This is a genomic window from Pedobacter sp. MR2016-19 (genome assembly GCF_014947265.1).
GTDB lineage: Bacteria > Bacteroidota > Bacteroidia > Sphingobacteriales > Sphingobacteriaceae > Pedobacter.
Map to the genome: position 1 here is coordinate 99,880 of NZ_JADCNK010000014.1, position 20,611 is coordinate 120,490.

At 39.9% G+C, this 20,611-nt stretch carries 12 protein-coding genes; 5 read left to right on the forward strand and 7 right to left on the reverse strand.

Features of this window, described 5'->3' with window-relative positions; all coding sequences use genetic code 11:
- The first annotated feature begins 19 nt into the window (after positions 1–19).
- From IM793_RS17345 to nhaA, 3 genes are all read left to right on the forward strand, one after another.
- The gene (locus IM793_RS17345; RefSeq protein ID WP_193423514.1) at positions 20–5,791 is read left to right on the forward strand and encodes a lamin tail domain-containing protein; all 5,772 of its coding nucleotides are present in this window, start codon (positions 20–22) and stop codon (positions 5,789–5,791) included.
- A gap of 8 nt (positions 5,792–5,799) precedes the next feature.
- Positions 5,800–6,720 (forward strand): type IX secretion system membrane protein PorP/SprF, encoded by a 921-nt coding sequence (locus tag IM793_RS17350; protein ID WP_193423516.1) that lies wholly within the window; start codon positions 5,800–5,802, stop codon positions 6,718–6,720.
- Between the two features lie 895 nt (positions 6,721–7,615).
- The gene (gene nhaA, locus IM793_RS17355) at positions 7,616–8,812 is read left to right on the forward strand and encodes a Na+/H+ antiporter NhaA (RefSeq protein WP_193423518.1); all 1,197 of its coding nucleotides are present in this window, start codon (positions 7,616–7,618) and stop codon (positions 8,810–8,812) included.
- 1,911 nt (positions 8,813–10,723) lie between these two features.
- Here nhaA and IM793_RS17360 read toward each other — a convergent pair.
- The gene (locus IM793_RS17360) at positions 10,724–11,086 is read right to left on the reverse strand and encodes a helix-turn-helix domain-containing protein (RefSeq protein WP_193423520.1); all 363 of its coding nucleotides are present in this window, start codon (positions 11,084–11,086) and stop codon (positions 10,724–10,726) included.
- A gap of 98 nt (positions 11,087–11,184) precedes the next feature.
- Here IM793_RS17360 and IM793_RS17365 point away from each other — a divergent pair, with 98 nt between their 5' ends.
- Positions 11,185–11,715 (forward strand): NAD(P)H-dependent oxidoreductase, encoded by a 531-nt coding sequence (locus IM793_RS17365; protein WP_193423522.1) that lies wholly within the window; start codon positions 11,185–11,187, stop codon positions 11,713–11,715.
- 773 nt (positions 11,716–12,488) lie between these two features.
- Here IM793_RS17365 and IM793_RS17370 read toward each other — a convergent pair.
- Both IM793_RS17370 and IM793_RS17375 read right to left on the reverse strand, forming a co-directional pair.
- The gene (locus tag IM793_RS17370; protein WP_193423524.1) at positions 12,489–13,061 is read right to left on the reverse strand and encodes a Panacea domain-containing protein; all 573 of its coding nucleotides are present in this window, start codon (positions 13,059–13,061) and stop codon (positions 12,489–12,491) included.
- Between the two features lie 57 nt (positions 13,062–13,118).
- Positions 13,119–14,399: a hypothetical protein gene (locus IM793_RS17375; RefSeq protein ID WP_193423527.1), complete on the reverse strand. Its 1,281-nt coding sequence runs from the start codon at positions 14,397–14,399 to the stop codon at positions 13,119–13,121.
- 314 nt (positions 14,400–14,713) lie between these two features.
- Between IM793_RS17375 and IM793_RS24860 the strand changes: the two genes are divergently transcribed.
- A complete protein-coding gene (locus tag IM793_RS24860) occupies positions 14,714–14,959 on the forward strand; it encodes a helix-turn-helix transcriptional regulator (protein ID WP_193423529.1) in 246 nt (81 codons plus the stop codon).
- Between the two features lie 190 nt (positions 14,960–15,149).
- On the opposite strand, the gene IM793_RS17385 is transcribed toward IM793_RS24860, so the two are convergent.
- The 4 genes from IM793_RS17385 to IM793_RS17400 are packed head-to-tail and all read right to left on the reverse strand — an operon-like array spanning position 15,150 to position 20,611.
- Positions 15,150–15,632 carry a DNA-deoxyinosine glycosylase gene (locus IM793_RS17385; RefSeq protein WP_193423531.1) on the reverse strand — a complete coding sequence of 161 codons (483 nt, stop codon included), beginning with the start codon at positions 15,630–15,632 and terminating at the stop codon, positions 15,150–15,152.
- A gap of 4 nt (positions 15,633–15,636) precedes the next feature.
- Positions 15,637–16,647: a CBS domain-containing protein gene (locus tag IM793_RS17390; RefSeq protein ID WP_193423533.1), complete on the reverse strand. Its 1,011-nt coding sequence runs from the start codon at positions 16,645–16,647 to the stop codon at positions 15,637–15,639.
- A 33-nt stretch (positions 16,648–16,680) separates the two neighbouring features.
- Complete coding sequence (locus tag IM793_RS17395; protein WP_193423536.1) at positions 16,681–19,926, reverse strand: DEAD/DEAH box helicase; 3,246 nt, start codon at positions 19,924–19,926, stop codon at positions 16,681–16,683.
- Between the two features lie 4 nt (positions 19,927–19,930).
- Positions 19,931–20,611 carry a hypothetical protein gene (locus tag IM793_RS17400; protein ID WP_193423538.1) on the reverse strand — a complete coding sequence of 227 codons (681 nt, stop codon included), beginning with the start codon at positions 20,609–20,611 and terminating at the stop codon, positions 19,931–19,933.

Here is a 20,611-nt window from a genome sequence, read left to right on the forward strand (position 1 = left end):
TATAAACAAAACTTACCATATGAAAAGACCTTTACTTCTCATTTTACTTTTTCTGGTTTTCTCAAACTATTTATCTGCCCAGGTTTCATTAACGTCAATAAATACCGCAAAATCAGAAAATTTTGACGGCATGACGGCAACAGGAACTTCGACTATTGCCGGGTGGAGTGCCGTTAAAGCAAGTGGCACAAACACAGCAGCCATTGGCTCAGCTTTAGCATTAACGGTTTACACCGCTTCGTCAAATAGTGGTGCTGCCTATAATGCGGGAACAACCGGAGCGGCCGACCGTTCGTTAGGAAGTCTCGCCTCTGGTTCGTTAACGCCGAGGTTTGGCGCTGGTTTCCAGAATAACACAGGTGCAACCGTAACTTCAATTGATTTATCGGGCGTAATGGAGCAGTGGAGAACTGGTTCAACGGCCACGGTTAACGAAAAACTAAATTTCGAATATAGCTTTAATGCCACAAGTATTGCCGATGCATCGGCCACCTGGCTCCCGCTTACCGGCATGAACCTTAACGAAAAGTTAATAACAACTACCACAGCAGCGGGCATTGATGGCAACTTACCAGCAAATCAAACGGCTATTTCGGGAAGCATCACCACAATTACTTGGGCAGATGGCGCTACGCTTTATATCCGCTGGACAGATACCGACGATTTAGGAAGCGATGGCATTTACACTGTCGACGATTTTAGCATCACACCAAAAGGCAGTACTACAGCTACCCCTGTTTTATCGGCATCAAATACTTCATTGCTTTTCGGCGATCAAAATATCAATTCAAATGCTACAGCACAAAGTTATACATTAGGGGGAGCCAATTTAACGGCTGCTGTTTCCGTAAATTCAACAGCACCTTTCTTTGTCTCTAAAGACAATACTACTTTCAGCAATTCCATCAGTTATACCACAGCCGAAGTGGCTGCATCTCCATTGGTTTATGTACGTTTCAGCCCAACAGCAGGCGGCAATGCCACCGGAAATATTGCCAATACAAGCACTGGTGCCAGCCCTGTTAATGTTGCGGTAAACGGAAATGGATTATCAACAATTTTAACAGTAAACCAAACGGCTTTCGATTTTGGTTCCCAAAATACAGGCACCAATTCTACGGTACAAACCTTTAGCCTCAGTGCCACAGGCTTAACCGATGTCGTAAATATTACCACTGCAGCACCTTTTACGCTTTCGAAAGATAATGTGACCTACAGCACTTCTTTAGTTTACACAGTGGCAGAGCTTGCCACAGGCAAAACAGTTTCGGCACGTTTTAGTCCAACAACACCTACAGCAGTTTCGGGCAATATCAGTATTGCAAGCACTGGCGCAAGCACGCAGAACATTGCACTTACAGGCCTGGGCACAACACCCCCTGCTGCCCTAACCCACGTGGTCATTTCCGAAATTTATGGTGGCGGCGGAAACACTGGTGCAACCTTCAAAAATGATTTTATCGAATTATACAACCCAGGTAACACCGCAGTTGATTTAACCGACTGGAGTGTACAGTATTTAAATGCTGCCGGAACAGGCAACTGGACCAAAACAGATTTAACAGGCAGTATCCCTGCAAAAAGTTTCTATTTGGTTCAGGAGATTGCTGGAACTGGCGGAACCGTTAATTTGCCTACACCGGATGCAACCGGAACTTTAGCCTTGTCCGGTACAACCGGAAAAGTAATTTTAAGCAATTCAAATGTGCTTTTAACCGGTGCCAACCCATCAACCACTGTGGTAGTTGATAAAGTAGGCTTTGGCCCAACAGCCACCGGTTTCGAAACCGCACCTACCCCCGTAATCTCCAATACAACTTCAATTGAACGTAAAGCAAGTGCAACTTCAACAGCAGCAACTTTAGCCATTGGAGGTGCCGAAGAGTTTAATGGAAACGGTTACGATACCGACAACAACAGTACCGATTTTGTAGTTACGGTTCCAAACCCGCAAAACACTTCGACAAAAGAACCAACAGGTGCTAATCATGTGGTCATTTCTGAAGTTTATGGCGGTGGCGGTAACAGCGGCGCTACCTATAAAAATGACTTTATCGAGCTGTATAACCCAACACTTTCAGCTGTAGATTTAACCGGCTGGAGCGTTCAGTATGCAAGCGCTACCGGTACAGGCAGCTGGGCAGCAACCACCTTATCGGGCTCTATCGCTCCCAAAGGTTTTTACCTCATCCAACAATCAGCAGGCACAGGTGGTACATTAGATTTACCAACACCTGATAAAATTGGCACGCTCACTTTATCGGGTACAACCGGAAAAATATTGTTAAGCAATTTGGCTACCCCACAAACAGGTGCAAACCCGGTTAATGCAAATATTATTGATAAAGTTGGTTTTGGAACAGCAAATGGCTACGAAGGTACTGCCCCTGCACCTGCCACAACCAACACCACATCAATTGAAAGAAAAGCAAGTGCAACATCAAATGCCACCACGATGGGTATTGGTGGTACAGAAGAATTTGCAGGTAATGGATACGATAGCGATGAAAATTCGTCAGATTTTGTATTGAGGTCACCAAATCCACAAAACAGTTCGGTAACCGAGCCTGCTTCAACCACCGGTCCCTATTTAGTTGTTACGCCAAAAACACTGGCCTTCAGCAACCAGGCATTAAATACCACATCAGCTTCAAAAAGTTATGTACTCTCTGCCGGAAACTTAACCAATACCACTACTTTAACAACAACAGCTCCTTATGCTATTTCTAAAGATAACGTTACTTTTTCTACTACATTAAGTTATAGTGTAGCCGATTTAGCCACAAACCAAACGGTGTATGTAAAATTTAGTCCAACAGCTGTGGGCAATTCAACCGGTGCCGTTTTACATGCCAGTGCGGGTGCAACTTCGGTTCCACTTTCATTAACCGGCGCGGCGGTTGACCCTAACCAAACGGCTTTCAGCTTTGAGAACTGTACTACCGTGGGTAGCGCAGCCCTATCCGATGGTTTTTATCAATACAGCGTAACCGGCGCACAAACCTGGGGCTGTACCACTACTTTCGGACATGATGCCAGCGACCCAACTGGTGTAGCCAGCGCAGGAAATGCCCTCCAGATTAATGGTTATGCGGGTGGTAATATTTTAAATGAGGATTGGTTGATTTCGCCAGCCTTAAATATCACTTCGTTTAACTATGCCATTTTATCTTTCTGGACGAGATCAGCTTTCGCGGGAGATAAATTACAACTCAAAATTTCTACAAACTATACCGGCTCGGGTAACCCTGCACTGGCCACATGGACCAGTTTAGATGGTAAATTCCCTGAAACGGGTAGCGATAAATGGACCAAATCAGACAATATAGACTTGTCGGCATACAAGGGCACACCGGTTTATGTAGCCATTGTGTATAATTCTACTACTTCTTCGGCCAGCCGTTGGACGGTTGATGATTTTGCAGTAACCAACTCAAGCACGCCACCAGCGGTTGACATTACCACTTCGCCATCAAGCCTTGCTTTCGGTTTCCAGGCGGTTAATACCACTTCTGCTGCAAATAGCTTTGGTTTCTCTGCAGGCAACTTAACGGGCGATGTCACCTTAACCGCGCCGGCTAATTTTACCTTATCAAAAACAACTACCGGAACCTATAGCAGTAGCATCACTTACCCAAAGGCCGAGATCAACAATACTTCACCAACGGTTTATGCTAAATTTTCGCCAACGGTGGTGAATACCAGCTATACCGGCAATGTAAGCATTGCTACTCCTGGTTCGGCAAATAAAACCGTGGCCTTAACCGGAAACACTTTCGATATTGCCAACACTTTAGAAGTAGTGAACTGGAACATCGAATGGTTTGGTAGTCCTGCTCAGGATCCATCGAACGATCCACAACAGGCGGCTAACGTTAAAACCGTAGTGAACAACCTCAATGCAGATATTTATGGTTTTGCAGAGGTGGTAGATACCACTTTGTTTAGAAATACCGTTTTACCTGCCGGATACAATGTTTTATTCAGCGAGTTCGGATCCTATGCTGATAATAAAGTCGATGCCGACTATCCATTGGCACAAAAACTGGCTTTTATGTACCGCACCGATCTCATTAAGCCTATTTCTACTTTAGGTATTTTAAGAGATACCTATAACCCTGCTGTACCCGCAACCAGTGTTGATGGTACCCCCTACAAAAACTGGTCATCGGGCCGTTTTCCTTACATGATGCAGGCGCAGGTGAAGATCAACAATAAATTAGATACCGTTTATTTTATAGAAATTCATGCGAAAGCAAACACAGGCCCAACAGCCGATCAGATTGATGCCTATAACCGTAGAAAAGGCGGAAATAAACAATTGAAAGATTGGCTGGACGCAAACCTCGCTGGTAAAAAAGTGATTATTCTTGGCGATTTTAACGATGTACTGGATGCTGATAAAACCATTGCACCAATGCCTGCAGGTACCGGCACTTCCTATTCCGATTTCACCCAGGATGCAACTAATTATTTCCCTGTAACCTTACCACTAAGTTTGGCAGGGAAACAATCTACCGCCGGATTTAATACCGTAATTGATAACGTCATCATCACGAAAAACCTAAACCAAAACTACATACCCGCCTCGGCCGAGGTTTTAGATGCCGTTAAAAACCTGGTAACCAATTACAGTTCTACCACAACAGATCATTATCCGATTAAAACGAGGTATTTATTCGGCAATGGTGCACCCGCAATCGATGCAGTGGCCAACCAGGCGGTTTGTTATTCACCAGAAAACCAAAGTATTTCTTTAACCGGAATTTCTGCTGGTCCTGAAACCACACAAAGCACTACACTTTCTGTTACTTCAGATAACGCTAACCTGTTCGATGTATTAACAGTAGCAGCAAACGGTGCCGATAAAGGAACGATTACTTATCACTTAAAAAACAATGTAAGCGGTGTTGCCAATATTACCGTTACCGTAATGGATAATGGCGGAACAGATTTTGGTGGTGTAGATAAAACCACTAAAACTTTCAAATTAACGGTTACTTCAACCGCTACAGCTAGTATTGCCGGCACATCAGCAGTCTGCTTAAACGGAGCCGCTCAAACCATCACCTTTACCGGGGCAAACGGAACTGCACCTTATACTTTCACCTATAACATTAACGGCGGAACAAGTAAAACGGCAACAACAACCGCAACAAGCACATCGGTAACGGTTTCGGCACCCACTAATGTAGCCGGTACCTTTGCCTATAATTTAGTAAACGTTAAAGATGCAAATTGCGGTCAGGTACAAACCGGAACCGCTACTGTAACCATAAATGCCTTACCTCTGGTTTCCATCAGCAGCAATAAAGGCGTAAGCATCTCTAAAGGCGATGCCCTGATTTTAACCGCTGTAGGCGGAGTACAATACAGCTGGACAGGTGCAGAAATTACCAGCGGGCAAAATACGGCATGGGTAACCATCAGGCCGAAACAAAGCGGCACCTATAAAGTAACCGTTACCAATGCCAGTGGTTGTGTAAGCGATCAGACGATTTCAATTACCGTAACTGAAGATTATAAGTTAGAAGCCAGTACAGTAATCACCCCTAATGGTGATGGGTATAATGATAAATTTATCGTAAAAAACATCGATTATTATCCAAACAATACCTTAAGAATATTTGATAAGGCCGGGCGGGTTTTATATACCAGGCAAACTTATGCCAATGATTGGGATGGAACCATAAACGGAAGCCCGCTAAACGAAGGCACCTATTACTACATCATCGATCTCGGTAAGGGCATCGGTACATTCAAAGGTTTTATCAACATCATTAGAGACTAATTACAGACATGAGAGCAATTACCAAAAACATAAAGCAAATGCGTCGCGTAACGTTTCTATTTGCAGCCAGTATATTATTTTTAGGGTCGGTAAAAGCACAGATCCTTCCACTTAATGCACAATATTTCCAGAACCGCTACCTGGTTAATCCATCAATGGCGGGTATCACCGAAGGTTTTAACATCAACGGAAGTTTCCGCAAGCAGTGGTCTAACATTCCCGGTGCACCTATTACCCAGAGTGTTACTTTAGATCAGCAGGTAAACAAAGTGGGTTGGGGCATAAACATCTACAACGAGAAATCGGGTGGCATCCAGCGCACCAAAGCCGTTGGAACCTTTGCGTATCACCTTCCCTTGAACAGTGACGATCAGAAACTAAACTTCGGGATTTCATTCGGTGCAAGTCAGGATAAACTGGATTTAAGCAGTGTAAGAAACAGCGACATTAACGACCCGTCCATCGCCCGTTTTAACGACCGGGGTTATTACCTGGATGGCGATTTCGGGATCTCTTATACTTCGAAAGGATTAACTGTTGAAGGTGCCGTACCGAACATGCGTTCCGTTTTCAGAAAAGACGATTTAAACTTTGCCAACAAACCTACATTTTATTCGGCGGTGAGTTATAAGTTCATGCTGGGATCGGGCATTAACGGAATCAGCCTGGAGCCTAAAGGTGTTTTCAGGGGAATTAAAAATTATGATAATTTATGGGATGCCGGCTTGAATGCCAATTTTGCCAACGATAAATTGTACGTAATGGCCATGTACCACAATACGCAAAACGCTACCGTTGGTTTTGGCATGAATTACAAATCAACCTTATATTTTATGGCTTATTACAATACCGCAACATCCGCCATCAGTGGTTATACCGATGGCGATTTTGAAGTGAATATCAGGGTAAACATTGGCAAGAAACCATAATTTAAGCGATTGTCGTCATCCTCGCGCATTCGGGGATCTTAATGCAACAATATGCGTTATGCTGAACTCGTTTAAGTTTTAAAGAACGTTCGTCATCCTCGCGCAGGCGGGGATCTTAATGCAATAGAAAACGAAAAGCCACAGATTTAAACCTCTGTGGCTTTTTTATTGGTTGCAGTGCCTTACCTCTACCCGCCTATCCGCACCTTTCCCCTGAAAGGGAAAGGACTAAAAAACAAATTATCGCACCCTGCGATAGGCCCCTCGCTATTTGCTCCCTGCTATCCGGCCTAGCAGATTTTCGCAGGAAAAAGCACGGAAATCTTTGCAGTTCCCCTCATTACCCCACAGCCCAAGGCAGGATCAAGCGGGTGCGATGGGATAAGCCAGGGTAAGAGCCTCGATACTGGCGCTATTAAGATTTCCGTAGGTTTTTACAAGAAATTGCGTAGCAATCTTTTATACCTATAAAAACAACATTATCAGATAAAAAACGATGCAAGCCTTGGGTTTTTGTTTCTTTTGGGCCAAGCCAACCTGCGAAGCAAGCTTGAAGGCCTATAAAAAAATATACACAACTGAAAAAAGAAAGAGCCTCTCGGCGGCGGTCAGCCGAGGCAAGACCGAGCAAGGGTAAAAACTTACAATTGTCATTCTGAACGCAGTGAAGAATCTTTAGGTAAAAGATCCTTCGTACCTCAGGATGACAGAAAACAGCCAGACAAAAGCTACATATTTGATTACATTAATAGCGAGAGCATTAAGGTTCCCGCATGCGCGGGAATGACGATAGTATTAGATAACTTCCAATAGAACTTAAATCCATACCATTAAAATAATAGATTTCCTCACAAAAACTTCCCCTTCCCCTTTCATTTTTCCTATTTTTACCCCTATGGCTAAACTTATCAATCTCGAAGTATTTCAGCGTTTCTTCCGCTCCGGACAAGTTGGCGGTTTCCTATTACTGATCTGCGTAGCCATATCCTTACTCATTGCCAATACCGCTTCAAAAGAAAGTTTCGAAACCTTTTTAGCTACAAAAATCGGCTTTGGCGCCATCAACTACAGCATTTTAGCCTGGGTAAACGACGCTTTAATGGCTATATTCTTCTTATTAGTAGGATTGGAAATCAAACGCGAACTGCTCGAAGGCGAATTATCTTCTGTTAAAAGTGCAGCCTTACCCGTAATTGCAGCCCTGGGCGGCATGCTTGTTCCAGCGCTAATTTATTCGTTGTTCAATAAAGGTACAGAAACTGCCGGAGGCTGGGGCATCCCTATGGCTACCGACATTGCCTTTGCCCTCGCCATTATCGCCATGCTCGGTAAAAGCGTACCCACCAGTTTAAAAATATTCCTGGCTGCGCTGGCCATTGTCGACGATCTTGGTGCCATTCTTGTGATCGCAATCTTTTATACCAACCAGATTCATTTCGAATACCTGGCGATGGCAGGAGGTACCCTCGTTCTTTTAGGCTTAATGAACTATTTCGGTGTAAAGAAACTTGTGTTTTATCTTATCCCGGGCGTATTCCTCTGGTATTTCATCCACCACTCCGGCATCCATGCTACCATTGCAGGTGTATTACTGGCTTTCACCATCCCTACCAATGAAACAGATGTTGAATCGCCTTTAGAAAAACTGGAGCATTTTTTAACCACTCCCGTTAATTACCTCATTATGCCGGTTTTCGCGCTGGCCAATACCAATATCACCTTCCAGAAAGAAATGCTTACGGGATTGGTTTCTCCTTTGGGTCTCGGCATTATCGTCGGTTTATTTGTAGGGAAAACCATTGGCGTAACCTTTTTCAGTTGGCTTGCCGTGAAACTGAAATGGGCTGATTTACCCACCGGGGCAGGCTGGAAACACATCTTAGGTTTGGGCATGCTCGCCGGAATCGGTTTTACCATGTCGATTTTTATTGCGCTGCTCTCTTTTAGCGAAGTGCTGCATGTATCAGAAGCGAAGTTTGCGATTTTAACCGCATCTGTTTTATCTGGTGTAGTGGGGTTTGTGTTTTTGAAATCGGTTAAAGCTCAGGAATTAACCATAGAAGGCAGTTTAACCACAGAGGACACCAAGTAAGACACAGAGAGGCACAGAGCCCCCTATCCGCCTATCACCCCCTTTACCCTAAGAGAATAGAAATAAAAGAGAATTTCCTCATAACCACCCCCACCCCTCCTAAATTAGGAGGGGAGTTCACCTCATAGTTTCAAAGGGATCAATTTATGGACGCTGCCTCTACTCCTTGCTATCGCATCATGCTATCCGGCCTAGGAAATGATGGAAGGAGAAAACGTTAAAGCTTTAGCACCTCCTTTCGACCTACCACAGCCCAGAGGCAGCACGCCCTCCCCGATTTTTCATCGGGGAGGGCGTGCTGGCGACCAAAAAAGCTTTGACGAATTTATCCGACATCAGATCCTAGCCTTGATTTTTTGTTACTTTTTCATCAAGGAAAAAGTAAAAGCCCTTCGGTGGCTAACCGAGGCAAGACCGAGCGAAGGGAAGAATAGCGAAAGCATTAAGATTCCCGCATGCGCGAGTATGACGACCGTATTAGAAATTATACCTATATATCATGCTATCTGCCCCATGCTATCCGGCCTGGGAAATGATGGAAGGAGAAAACGTTAAAGCTTTTGCACCTCCTCTCAACCTACCACTACCCCGAGGCAGCACGCCCTCCCCGATTTTTCATCGGGGAGGGCGTGCTGGCGACCAAAAAAGCTTTGATGAATTTATCCGACATCAGTTCCAAGCCTTGATTTTTGGTTACCTTTTTATCAAGAAAAAGGTAAGAGCCCCTCGGCGGCGGTGAGCCGAGGCAAGACCGAGCGAAGGGAAGAATTAGCGAAAGCATTAAGATTCCCGCATGCGCGAGTATGACAACCGTATTAGAAATTACACCTATATATCATGCTATCTGCCCCATGCTATCCGGCCTGGGAAATGATGGAAGGAGAAAACGTTAAAGCTTTTGCACCTCCTTTCAATCTACCACTACCCCGAGGCAGCACGCCCTCCCCGATTTTTCATCGGGGCTTGTGCTGGCGACCAAAAAAGCTTTGACGAATTTATCCGACATCAGTTCCAAGCCTTGATCTTTTGTTTCTTTTCTATCAAGAGAAAAGAAAGAGCCCTTCGGTGGCTAACCGAGGCAAGACCGAGCGAAGGGAAGAATAGCGAAAGCATTAAGATTCCCGCATGCGCGAGAATGACGACCGTATTGAAAATTATCCCTATATATCATGCTATCAGCACCTTGCTATCCGGCCTAGGAAATGATGGAAGGAGAAAACGTTAAAGCTTTTGCACCTCCTTTCAACCAACCACTAGCCCGAGGCAGCACGCCCTCCCCGATTTTTCATCGGGGGCTTGTGCTGGCGACCAAAAAAGCTTTGACGAATTTATCCGACATCAGTTCCAAGCCTTGATCTTTTGTTTCTTTTCTATCAAGAGAAAAGAAAGAGCCCTTCGGTGGCTAACCGAGGCAAGACCGAGCGAAGGGAAGAATAGCGAAAGCATTAAGATTCCCGCATGCGCGAGAATGACGACCGTATTGAAAATTATCCCTATATATCATGCTATCAGCACCCTGCTATCCGGCCTGGCAGATTTTCGCCGGAAAAAGCACGGAAATCTTTGTACCTCCCCTCATTAACCCACAACCTAAGGCAGGATCAAAGCGGGAGCGTTGGGATAAGCAAGGGGTAAGAGCCTCGATGCTGCCGCAATTAAGATTTCCGTAGGTTTTTACAAGAATTGCGTAGCAATCTTTTATACCTATAAAAAACAATATGATCACATAAAAAACGATGCAAGCCTTGATCTTTTGTTTCTTTTCTATCAAGAGAAAAGAAAGAGCCCCTCGGCGGCGGTGAGCCGAGGCAAGACTGCGCGAAGGGCAAAGAAATGAACGGTAGTGAATAAATGATTTTAGTGGTCAGTTACAAAAAGATCCTTCGTACCTCAGGATGACAACCAGGCTAGCTACTCCCCTAACAAATTTTTATGCTTTACGCCCCAACTTTCGAGTGCATTAATAATCGGTCTCAATTCCAGGCCAATTTCGGTTAGTTCATATTCTACCCGTGGCGGAACTTCTGCATAGACGGTTCGCTTAACAATTTTAGCTGCTTCTAATTTACGTAGCTGTAAAGTGAGCATGCGCTCGGTAATATTTGGCAAATGTTTTTTTAACTCTCCAAATCTGAGTTTACCGTTCATTAACCACGAACAGATCACCAAAGCCCATTGCCCGCCGATAATGTTGGCCGTATAAACTTCTAAACACTCATCAGCTAAAGCTTGTTTGTTAGCATAGTTGGTAGAGGTTTCCTTGATTTTAGACATACTTACATTTTTTATAGTACCTTACAATTGGTGGCTAATGTACAAAATAAGCGGTGATGCATCTATTTTTGCAATTATAATCATCAAAATCTGTAAAAATGAAAACATTGATCATCGTCACCCATCCCGATATTAAAAGCTCCGTAATTAACAACCGGTGGATTGAAGAATTAAGTAAATACCCCGATAAATATCTCGTCCATCAACTACATGAGGCATACCCTGATGAAAAGATTGATGTATTGGCAGAACAAAAACTGGTTGAACAGCATGATAAAATTGTATTCCAATTCCCCTATTATTGGTTCAATTGCCCCTCACTTTTAAAAAAATGGATGGATGAAGTACTCACTCATGGATGGGCCTATGGCAGTAAAAGCGGTTATAAATTGGCTGACAAGAAAATTGCTCTGGCCATTTCACTAGGCGTTGAAAAACACGAACTGCGTCCATCAGAAAAGTATAAATATACATTAGCAGAATTAACCCGTCCGTTCGAACTTTCTTTTCAATATGTAAAAGCCGATTACCAACCCCTGTTTGCTTATTATGGAATAGACAATAACCCATCGGAAGAGTGGATAGAAGAAAGCGTCCCTTTGTATTTAGATTTTTTAGATTCGTTATAAAGAGGATAAAGCGAATATTTAACCGCAAAGAACACGAAGTAAAATCAGTCGTCATTTCGACTGGAGCGCAGCGGAATGGAGAAATCTTTGAACTGTGTTTTCGCTTACTTTCAAGCGCCCTAAGCCCCTATCAGCCTATCGGCACCTTTCCCCTAAGGGAAACGACTAAAAGAAAATTCTCCTCATAACCACCCCCACCCCTCCTAAATTAGGAGGGGAGTTCCCCTCATAGTTTCAAAGGAATCAATCTATGGATGCTTTTCTCTAATCCATGCTTTCTGCACCCTACAATCCGGCCTGGCAAATTTTCTTAGAAAAAATCAGTCGTCATTTCGACTGAAGCGCAGCGGAATGGAGAAATCTTTGAACTATGTTTTCGCTTACTTTTAAGCGTTCTAAACCCCTATTCCGCCTATCAGTACTTTTATCCTAAGGGAAAGGACTAAAAAACAAATTACCGCACCCTGCAATATGCCCCTCGCTATCTGCTCCATGCTATCCGGCCTAGGAAATGATGGAAGGAGAAAACGTTAAAGCTTTTGCACCTCCTCTCAACCTACCACTACCCCGAGGCAGCACGCCCTCCCCGATTTTTCATCGGGGGCTTGTGCTGACGACCAAAAAAGCTTTGACGAATTTATCCGACATCAGTTCCAAGCCTTGATTTTTTGTTACTTTTTCATCAAGGAAAAGTAAAAGCCCTTCGGTGGCTAACCGAGGCAAGCCCGGGCTAGGGCAAAAAACCAGACAGTAATCAGCAAAAGAAACAAGTGCTAAACACTAAGAATAGCAATACCACAGATTTCGTTCTGCATTAAATAAGATTGATAAGCCACTTCAAAAGCCGATCGCTTAAAATCTGTATCCAACAATTCCATTAATTCGATAATAAAATCTGACCGATTACTCTTCTGAACAAAATTAAGCTCACCATAAGCTTTAATAATATGATCTAATACTTCAATATCATAATCAGAAAATTGTGAGTCATCAAAAGCTTCAGCCGGTGCTAAAAGAATATCATCACTCAAAGGATTTAGCGGTTCAGAAACTTCCAAATGTTTGATCATCTGACTACCATTACCTTTTTGATACTGATGGTGCGCAAATTTTACCTGCTGATAAATATCTTCAGGAACTGGCCCTAGCTTCCAAACTTTATAATTGAGCCAGGTTATCGGTACACCAGTTTGCCTAACAGCCATTTCATCGGCTAAATAAAGCAGGTTAATCGCTTTAGTTAGGAATAAAGGCTTAATCCTTTCAGCAAGATACACAAGCGCATTAAAGGCCTTATCTTGTGCTAACGTGAATTCAATATACCGATAGAATGGCTGAGTAATCATATAAACAAAGTTCAACTTTACCTATGCAATGTATTTGCACCACAAAAATTATCGTAATTAAACGCGTTTAACCTCATACCACCGCTCCACCCCCTCAAAAAAATCCTGATAATACCCTTTCGGTACCTGTACCCTAAAATTTACCTTACTAAAAAACCAAACTAGTTTATAATCCATTTCAGCCTCAAGCAAATACCATAAATACGGTTTAACCCTATCGCAAACTAAAAATAGGCCAGGCTTATCGGTATTAAAATGCAGCAGTTTTCCTTTCACTTTAAGCTTAAGTTCCAGTTCGTAATAATCGCCCTCATCTTTTAAAACAAAGCTTAAAACAGGCACCTCCATCGAGAATTCAACCAGTTTCATATCCCGCATTACAGGTTTGCCAGTAACATTGCGCAGGCCATAACTATAGAAGTAATGTGTAAAACGCTGCTGCATCAAAAGCGGTAAAGCCTTGTTCCATAACTTAAAAAGCGCGAGTTGGTTAGCATCATTAATCGCATTAATTTCGGGCAGGTTACCATTTGCGCTAAAGCGTATGGCCGCTAGCTGTTTCATGGCGAAGCAAATGCTGTTCAGCTCCTGTTGCTGTGGCGATAAGCTTATCCCATCCACATCGTTCGCATTAAACACGAAACGTTTAAAAGATTTAACCGTTTTAAGGTAGGCCGTGGCCGAAAAAACATAAGGAATTAAAAAAGGATAATGGTTGCTGTGGAAATTCTGCAGATCTGTATTGGCGAAACAATAGCCAATGCTAACCGGTGCCAAGCGTGCCATAGCATATTTATCCAAAAGCCTTTCCCTTGGTAATACCACCCGTTCGGTAACAGCCGGAAAATCATCACCAGGCCTAAACAAACCGCTAAATTTTTTCTTCAATGTAATGGTAAAACTGCCAGGTTTTTTAACCACATCTACATATCTCGAACGCTTATTACCCAAAGCAAAACATTCCGGCCAGTAATATTCCTTAAAATCGCAGTAACCACTCCGCATCATGGCACGCAAAGTAAGGTAAGCATAACGCCCAAGGTAGGTTTCATCAGTATCTACACTACAGCTCACCAGCAGGCAATCGTATTCTACCGCGATGTAAACCTTTGCTTCTTCCCCTCCCAATTTAACGTTAACGGTTAACAACCCCTGATCAAAAGAAAGCGATGTTATGGCCAACGGCTCAGGTTTTTTACCTACGCTAAAGGTGCTGTGCAATCCGATAGCTATCTGATCCAGCACCGCTAACTTTAACACCCTGCTCCCCTTTTCGAAAGGCAGTTGATAAAACCGCGAAAGCGGTTTCCCTGCAATTGTAATTGGTTTAGTCATCATACTCGTATGGTTTTACGAGTCTTGTTGGGGTAAAATATAAAAGTGGGCTTCTACCTACCATAGCTCCTTAAAGTTTCTCAGGCCTTACGTTGATATGGAATTACAGCAGAAACCCACTCTCATTTAGAAATGCTAAAATAGCATAAACTACACAAGAATGGGCTATAAATCTACTGTTTTGCATCAACGGCCTGAGATGTGGAGCTGCAAAACTCTTATTTATAACTCTTTATTAATTAATCAAATATAACAAATCAAAAACAAAAGGACAAATAAGTCCTAATATATTTTCAATAATATGCGGATTTTGCGTTGTGGGAAAACAATATCGCGATCAAGAGTATCTAGTCAAAATTGGAAAACGCATTGTGGAAATTCGTGATCTTAGAAAAATCACACAGGAGAAGCTGGCAGAACTAACCGGAATTGATACTAGACAAATAGGTCGTATTGAAAGAGCTGAAACCAACGTTTCGATCAGCAGCCTTAAATTGATTACTGACCATTTAAAAATATCGGTATCTGATTTATTGGATTTTTCTAAATCGCAAGAAAAATAATAAGCCCTTGGTATTATATTAAATACATTTTATACTACCAGTAGCGACAATTCAAGATTAATTGCCAGCTCATTAACTATCAGCCCACCTCTAACACGATTGAAAAAATTGCAGACTTTTACAACGATTATTGGCAAGCGAAAGAGAGAAAGTGGAGCTATTGGAAAATAGATAGTTTTGAATTAATATTTTAATCTGTTCTGATTATTTTCCACTCTTTAACTTTTTCATGAAAGGTTTTCCAAGTATTCGCACTACTGGGAGATGGCAAAACTCCATATATCATTAAATCAAATTCTCTCCTAACATGCTTTAAATAATAAGTTTTTGCAGCTTTACTTGCAAAGTATATTGTTTTAATATTTGGATAATTTAAAAAAAATCCAGCAAAATCATTTGGCTTCTCCTCAATTATATTACTATCTGCACTTCCTTCCCTCTCACAATATTGAATTACATCCCATAACGCAATCTGGTTATCAAGTAAAATTTGCTTTTTCTTAATGTAATCCTTTGTAAAGGGTTGATTATAAATTGCGAAAATAATTTTCCAAAATTGATTACCTGCATGAGCATAATATTCTTGGAGAGCTATTGATTTTTCACCGGGCATAGTTCCAAGAATTAAAATCTTTGAATGTTCATTTACAATAGGTGGGAAAGCAGTTTTCATATATCTAGCAGTTTTTATTATAATCCATTAAAAAATTTGACATTTTTCTAAGAGTAATTAACTCATAATTTGAAATTTTGTCTGGATGAAAATGCATTACTCCGTTTCTTATCTTCCTAATAATATCTAACTCATTTATAAAATCTGCTCTTACAAAAGGTAACGCTAATGCCTCCCACATTTCAACATTTCTTATAACAACTAAGTATTCACCAAAATTCATATCACTAATTGACTCAATTTTTCTTTCTGTATCGTCCTTAAATAGTAACTTAATAATGTCCTCCAAAACAATTTTGTTGTGAAGTATTAGTCTTAAAAAATTTTCTATTTGTTCTAATAAAATATAAGGTTCAATTTGCTCTATAAATTCTTCATTAAGATCAAACGGAGTAATCGGTCCACGAATTTTTCTTTCTTTATCTTGAACAAAGATTACACCTGACTTGATAACTTCTCTAATAGCATCAAAAAGTGGTGTTTCAGATGAAAGAATTTTAAAATCATCATTCATAAAGTCTTTAACACAATTTGATTTTTTCTTAGCTATTAAACCTTTTGCTATAGACTTCCACCCTATAACTCCTAAAATATCGCGATCATTATTCATTACTGGTATTTGTGAAAAATCATTAGTCCAAAGAAGATGGTATGCCTTTTCAAGATCTGCATCTCTTGATATAGAAACTGGTATTTTAGAAGCAGCTTCCAAGATTGAAAGTCTACTTATTGGATCGAATTCAGTGGTATGTTCTTCACAATCTGACTTGGCATTTTTAATTTTAGCTTTATCTTTTTCTTTCAATTCAATTTCTTCATCAATCCACCCACCTTGAAAGCTTGGAACGATTATCATTTTTTCAGATTTAAGATATTCGTTAATTCTCCATACATTTCCGCTAGTCCTTTTTTCATAAGAATCAAAACACCAAATAAGGTCACGCTTTGACATTTTAATACCCTTGCCTTCTTTTTTAATTTTCTTTACTAACTCTATAAATTCTGAGGTTGGCATAATATTATAAGTATTTGTTTATTTAATGACTAATTAGCTAGTGTAAACCTTTAACTGAACATTCCCAACAGTATGTAAATAATGCGAAGTTGTACCTAATAACTGAAGAATATCTGACGAAGCAGCTGTTTTCAAAAGCCCTGGTTGTACAATATTAATGTAAAAACGAAGTTCTTTTGTCCATTTTGCTGCATTTAACAATGACTCTAATTGTTCCTCGCTTCCTTTTATCAATCTAGAACATTCATTTTCATTACGTCTTTTCGTTTTACGTTTAAAAAGATGATCAAAAAATTCTTTCCCTGGTCTATACTTCCAGTTTAATGACTTTTGTGCCTGACCACAAACTTGGTAAAAGTTTTCAATATTATTTCCAATTTGTCCATTGCGCGCATATTTTAAATGATATAAATGTATGTCAATATGATTTGCTGAGTCATTTATACCAATAATGTCAGCGATTTCTCCACTTCCATCATCATCATAAATCAACTCGTAATCATCCTTAATCTGGTTGATAAAATTAAACTGAATTGAGTCCTGAACATATGGAGAAATGCCTTGTGATTCTTTGTGTATTGAAACACCAGGCCATGTTTGACTAAAAATTTGATCTAAGGAAATAACATCAGCCTTTTCTCGAGGTTTTACATATTGATTTTGCATCAATTGACTACCATCTGCGAACCAAAAAAGAGGCGTGTGATTTTGAAAATAGTCTTCTAGATTTTCATTTTTTGAACCATAAGAAATGCTGGCAGTCAAGTTTCCTAATTTATTGATCTTAAACCTAGATACACTTTCTCCATTAACAGTAATTTCATCAAGAACAAGTTCAAAAACAACTCGTTTCTGCTCCGTGTTTAATGCAAACGTGAGATTAGCAGGCGCAGAGTTCTCAATTAGTTCTAATTCTATTTCCCAAATAAAAAATCTTATACCATCTAGATATAATTCGTATCTACTTTCAGAAAACTCATACATTCTCGGGTGCCAATCGACTGCTATTGCGGTAACATTTGGTCGAGAATTTATAATTTCAATTTCCAAAGTGTGTTCAAGAACTGTATTAGGATTGATTGCCGTATTCATTACAATTTCACCCATTGTTCTACACCAAACTATTAGTTCTTCAAGATTCCCTCTAAGATATGACCATATTTTTCCTTTAACTGAACACCCTAAAGATACTTTATTACCTTCTTTATAACCCACGCCAAAAATATTGTTCTTGATTAATGTACCCTGCTCAAGCATTCTTAAACCATCTTGAACTCCTTTTCCATAAAACGACTGAAAACTTATATCTTTTCCAAGCCCTTTCCTTGCTCCAACATTAAATAGAGAAAGCCGATGCACTTCATGAAATATTCTAAACACATTCATGCCTGTAACCTTAAATGCATCATCTCCGAAGATAGCCTTAACCAAAGGATCTGTAGAAAGTCCTTTAATAGATGTATTGATAAATACTCGATTTATTTCAGGTCTTAAATCCCAATGAACCACAATCATATCCCATGACAAATCTTGAACGGCATCGAAACTTCCCCATTCTACTCTAGTCACTTTTCCTAGGATGATTACGAGAGTATTTTTTTCAGGGTTATGGTCATAATATTGATGATCATATGTATTCAAATTTGTAACACCTTCTTGCCAATTATTTGGATTCCATTCATCGCCCCCATTTTTATAAATTACCGTACTCAATGCTGGCACTATATTCTGAAAAGGTATAATAGAATTTTCAAGATGATTGAAGCCTTCTAAAAAAGCTCTAAAATTTATTTCTTTCTGTGCAGCCCCCTCGCTTAAAATGGGCAATAATAAGTTCCAATCAGCGTCTTTGGAATATAATTGATCTAACTCCTCTTTAATTGGTGGATAAGCCATATTAGTTATAAAACTTGCTTCCCCTAGTTCATCATAGGATGTTCTCGTAAATCTACCTATAAATTGAAGTGTAATTGGAATACTTTGACGTTCATCATGGATTGCTCCAATTTTTAGTTCTGGCAAATCAAATCCTTCACCAAGCATATCCACACATACAATTATCGAATGTTTTTTCTCCTTAATTTCTTGAAGTATATCTTTTAATCCTGACTTACCAGTATAAACAACTACTGGATTTAAATCCTCATGTTGCTCATAAAATTTAAAGACTTCATTTGCTCTATGCTTAGACATACACCTAGCAAGGATTATGTGAGCGTAACCATTTTCTCTATCCTCTCTAAGTTTTGAAACAGCCCTATCAGCGATCATTTTATCAGCCTTAGATTTATCATATTCTCTAATAGGTAAAAATTTAATCTCTTTATAATAATGCTGTTGCTGCGCTTTTTTAAGTGAAAAGTTAAATATAAATTTACCAACTAATTTTTTTCCATCATTACGATAAGGTGTTGCTGTAAATAGAAATACTTTTTCCTTATTAAAATGGGTTATAAAATTCTTCCAGGTACTCGCTTCAGAATGATGAGCTTCATCAACAAATAAATGGGAAAACTTCTCTGACATAATGACTTTTTGCTCTTCTGTTGCTCCTGTAAGAATACTCATCGTTGTTATGACTACATTAACTTTAGAGAGAAATTCATCTAGTTCTTGTGCCGTTGTAATTCTAGAATTTAAAATACCAACAATCGGATTTAAGGCTGCTGCTCCAACAATTCCAAATTTCTTTAGAAGTCCTAAAGTCAAAAATTTCCAAGAAAGCTGAGTTCTTAATGAATCCGATGGAACAGTAACTAACAGTTTTTTACATGGAGTTACAACCATTGCGCAAATCATTGTTTCAGTTTTCCCAGTTCCAGTTGGCATTACAACAATACCGACATCATCTGCATTATGTTGATGAGCAAGAATGGAATGTAAAGCTCCTAACTGTGGGGCTCTTAGCCCACTAATACCAAATTCTTCTTGCTCTTTTATAAAATTAAAATTACCAACCCACGATTGCGATACTTCTTCAACATTGACATTGATTAATTTAGGATGTTTAAGCCATTCAGTAAGATTTAAAGAATTACTTTCAAAATCTTTTTTCGTTGGCTTTCTTGATGACAAAAGGATATGAGAATGATCATCCATTATTACATCTCTTTTGTTTGTTATTAAATATTGTTGTTGATCAGCAGAAACAACAAATGGTTCTTTACTTAATAGTTCACAATCAGGTAATGACTTTTCGTCGTCTAAATATTGAAGTATTTTATTTCCGTCAATATTATATTTAATTGAAAGAACTTTTGGAAGGACTAAATTATTCATGTGATTATAGAGAGTTATTAAGTGATTTAAAAATTGTTTTTAATTCGATACAAAGATTTTTGATCTCTGAATTACTAATATTGGCATCTTTATCAGCATGCAATAGTCTTTCAGCAAATACGTCATATGACCAACAGAGCTTTTCATCAACAACTTCATCTTTATTAGCGACTTTCTCTTCTAAAAGTTGTTTAATAAGATTAGCTATTAATCTAGATTGTTGTAAATCGAATGGTTTAGTTTTAGAAACATGGTATTTTAAAGCTCCGATTTTTACTACTCCATCTTCGATATATCTAAATATTAAATCAGGATTAATTGTTACTCTTATATCATCCAACTCTAGAGATGTATCTTTAATTTTCAATATCTCATAACCGTAAATCAAAATTTTATCAAATTTCATATTAATAACTTTCTGTATTGCTTCTAAAGAAACTTGCTTATCCCTTGCTGCATTTTTCTTTTCTTCAGGAAGTTTTTTAATTTCTGCCAAAGCATCATTTAATACTTTAATGTTTCTAACATCAATGAAATATTCTTTTAATTTCTTTTTAGCTAATCGATACCACATAATAAGTATTCGATTTACAACTAATTGTTGCTTGACGATTCTAGTTTTCGCATTTGATGTTGATACACTAGCTTCAACCAACTGATTAAGGGATATCGTAAAGATTGCCAT

What these genes read in the sequence shown, in the direction of transcription:
- IM793_RS17345 (WP_193423514.1), top strand. Translation starts at nt 20, where the DNA reads ATGAAAAGACCTTTACTTCTCATTTTACTTTTTCTGGTTTTCTCAAAC.
- IM793_RS17350 (WP_193423516.1), top strand. Translation starts at nt 5,800, where the DNA reads ATGAGAGCAATTACCAAAAACATAAAGCAAATGCGTCGCGTAACGTTT.
- nhaA (WP_193423518.1), top strand. Translation starts at nt 7,616, where the DNA reads ATGGCTAAACTTATCAATCTCGAAGTATTTCAGCGTTTCTTCCGCTCC.
- IM793_RS17360 (WP_193423520.1), bottom strand. Translation starts at nt 11,086, where the DNA reads ATGTCTAAAATCAAGGAAACCTCTACCAACTATGCTAACAAACAAGCT.
- IM793_RS17365 (WP_193423522.1), top strand. Translation starts at nt 11,185, where the DNA reads ATGAAAACATTGATCATCGTCACCCATCCCGATATTAAAAGCTCCGTA.
- IM793_RS17370 (WP_193423524.1), bottom strand. Translation starts at nt 13,061, where the DNA reads ATGATTACTCAGCCATTCTATCGGTATATTGAATTCACGTTAGCACAA.
- IM793_RS17375 (WP_193423527.1), bottom strand. Translation starts at nt 14,399, where the DNA reads ATGATGACTAAACCAATTACAATTGCAGGGAAACCGCTTTCGCGGTTT.
- IM793_RS17385 (WP_193423531.1), bottom strand. Translation starts at nt 15,632, where the DNA reads ATGAAAACTGCTTTCCCACCTATTGTAAATGAACATTCAAAGATTTTA.
- IM793_RS17390 (WP_193423533.1), bottom strand. Translation starts at nt 16,647, where the DNA reads ATGCCAACCTCAGAATTTATAGAGTTAGTAAAGAAAATTAAAAAAGAA.
- IM793_RS17395 (WP_193423536.1), bottom strand. Translation starts at nt 19,926, where the DNA reads ATGAATAATTTAGTCCTTCCAAAAGTTCTTTCAATTAAATATAATATT.
- IM793_RS17400 (WP_193423538.1), bottom strand. Translation starts at nt 20,611, where the DNA reads ATGGCAATCTTTACGATATCCCTTAATCAGTTGGTTGAAGCTAGTGTA.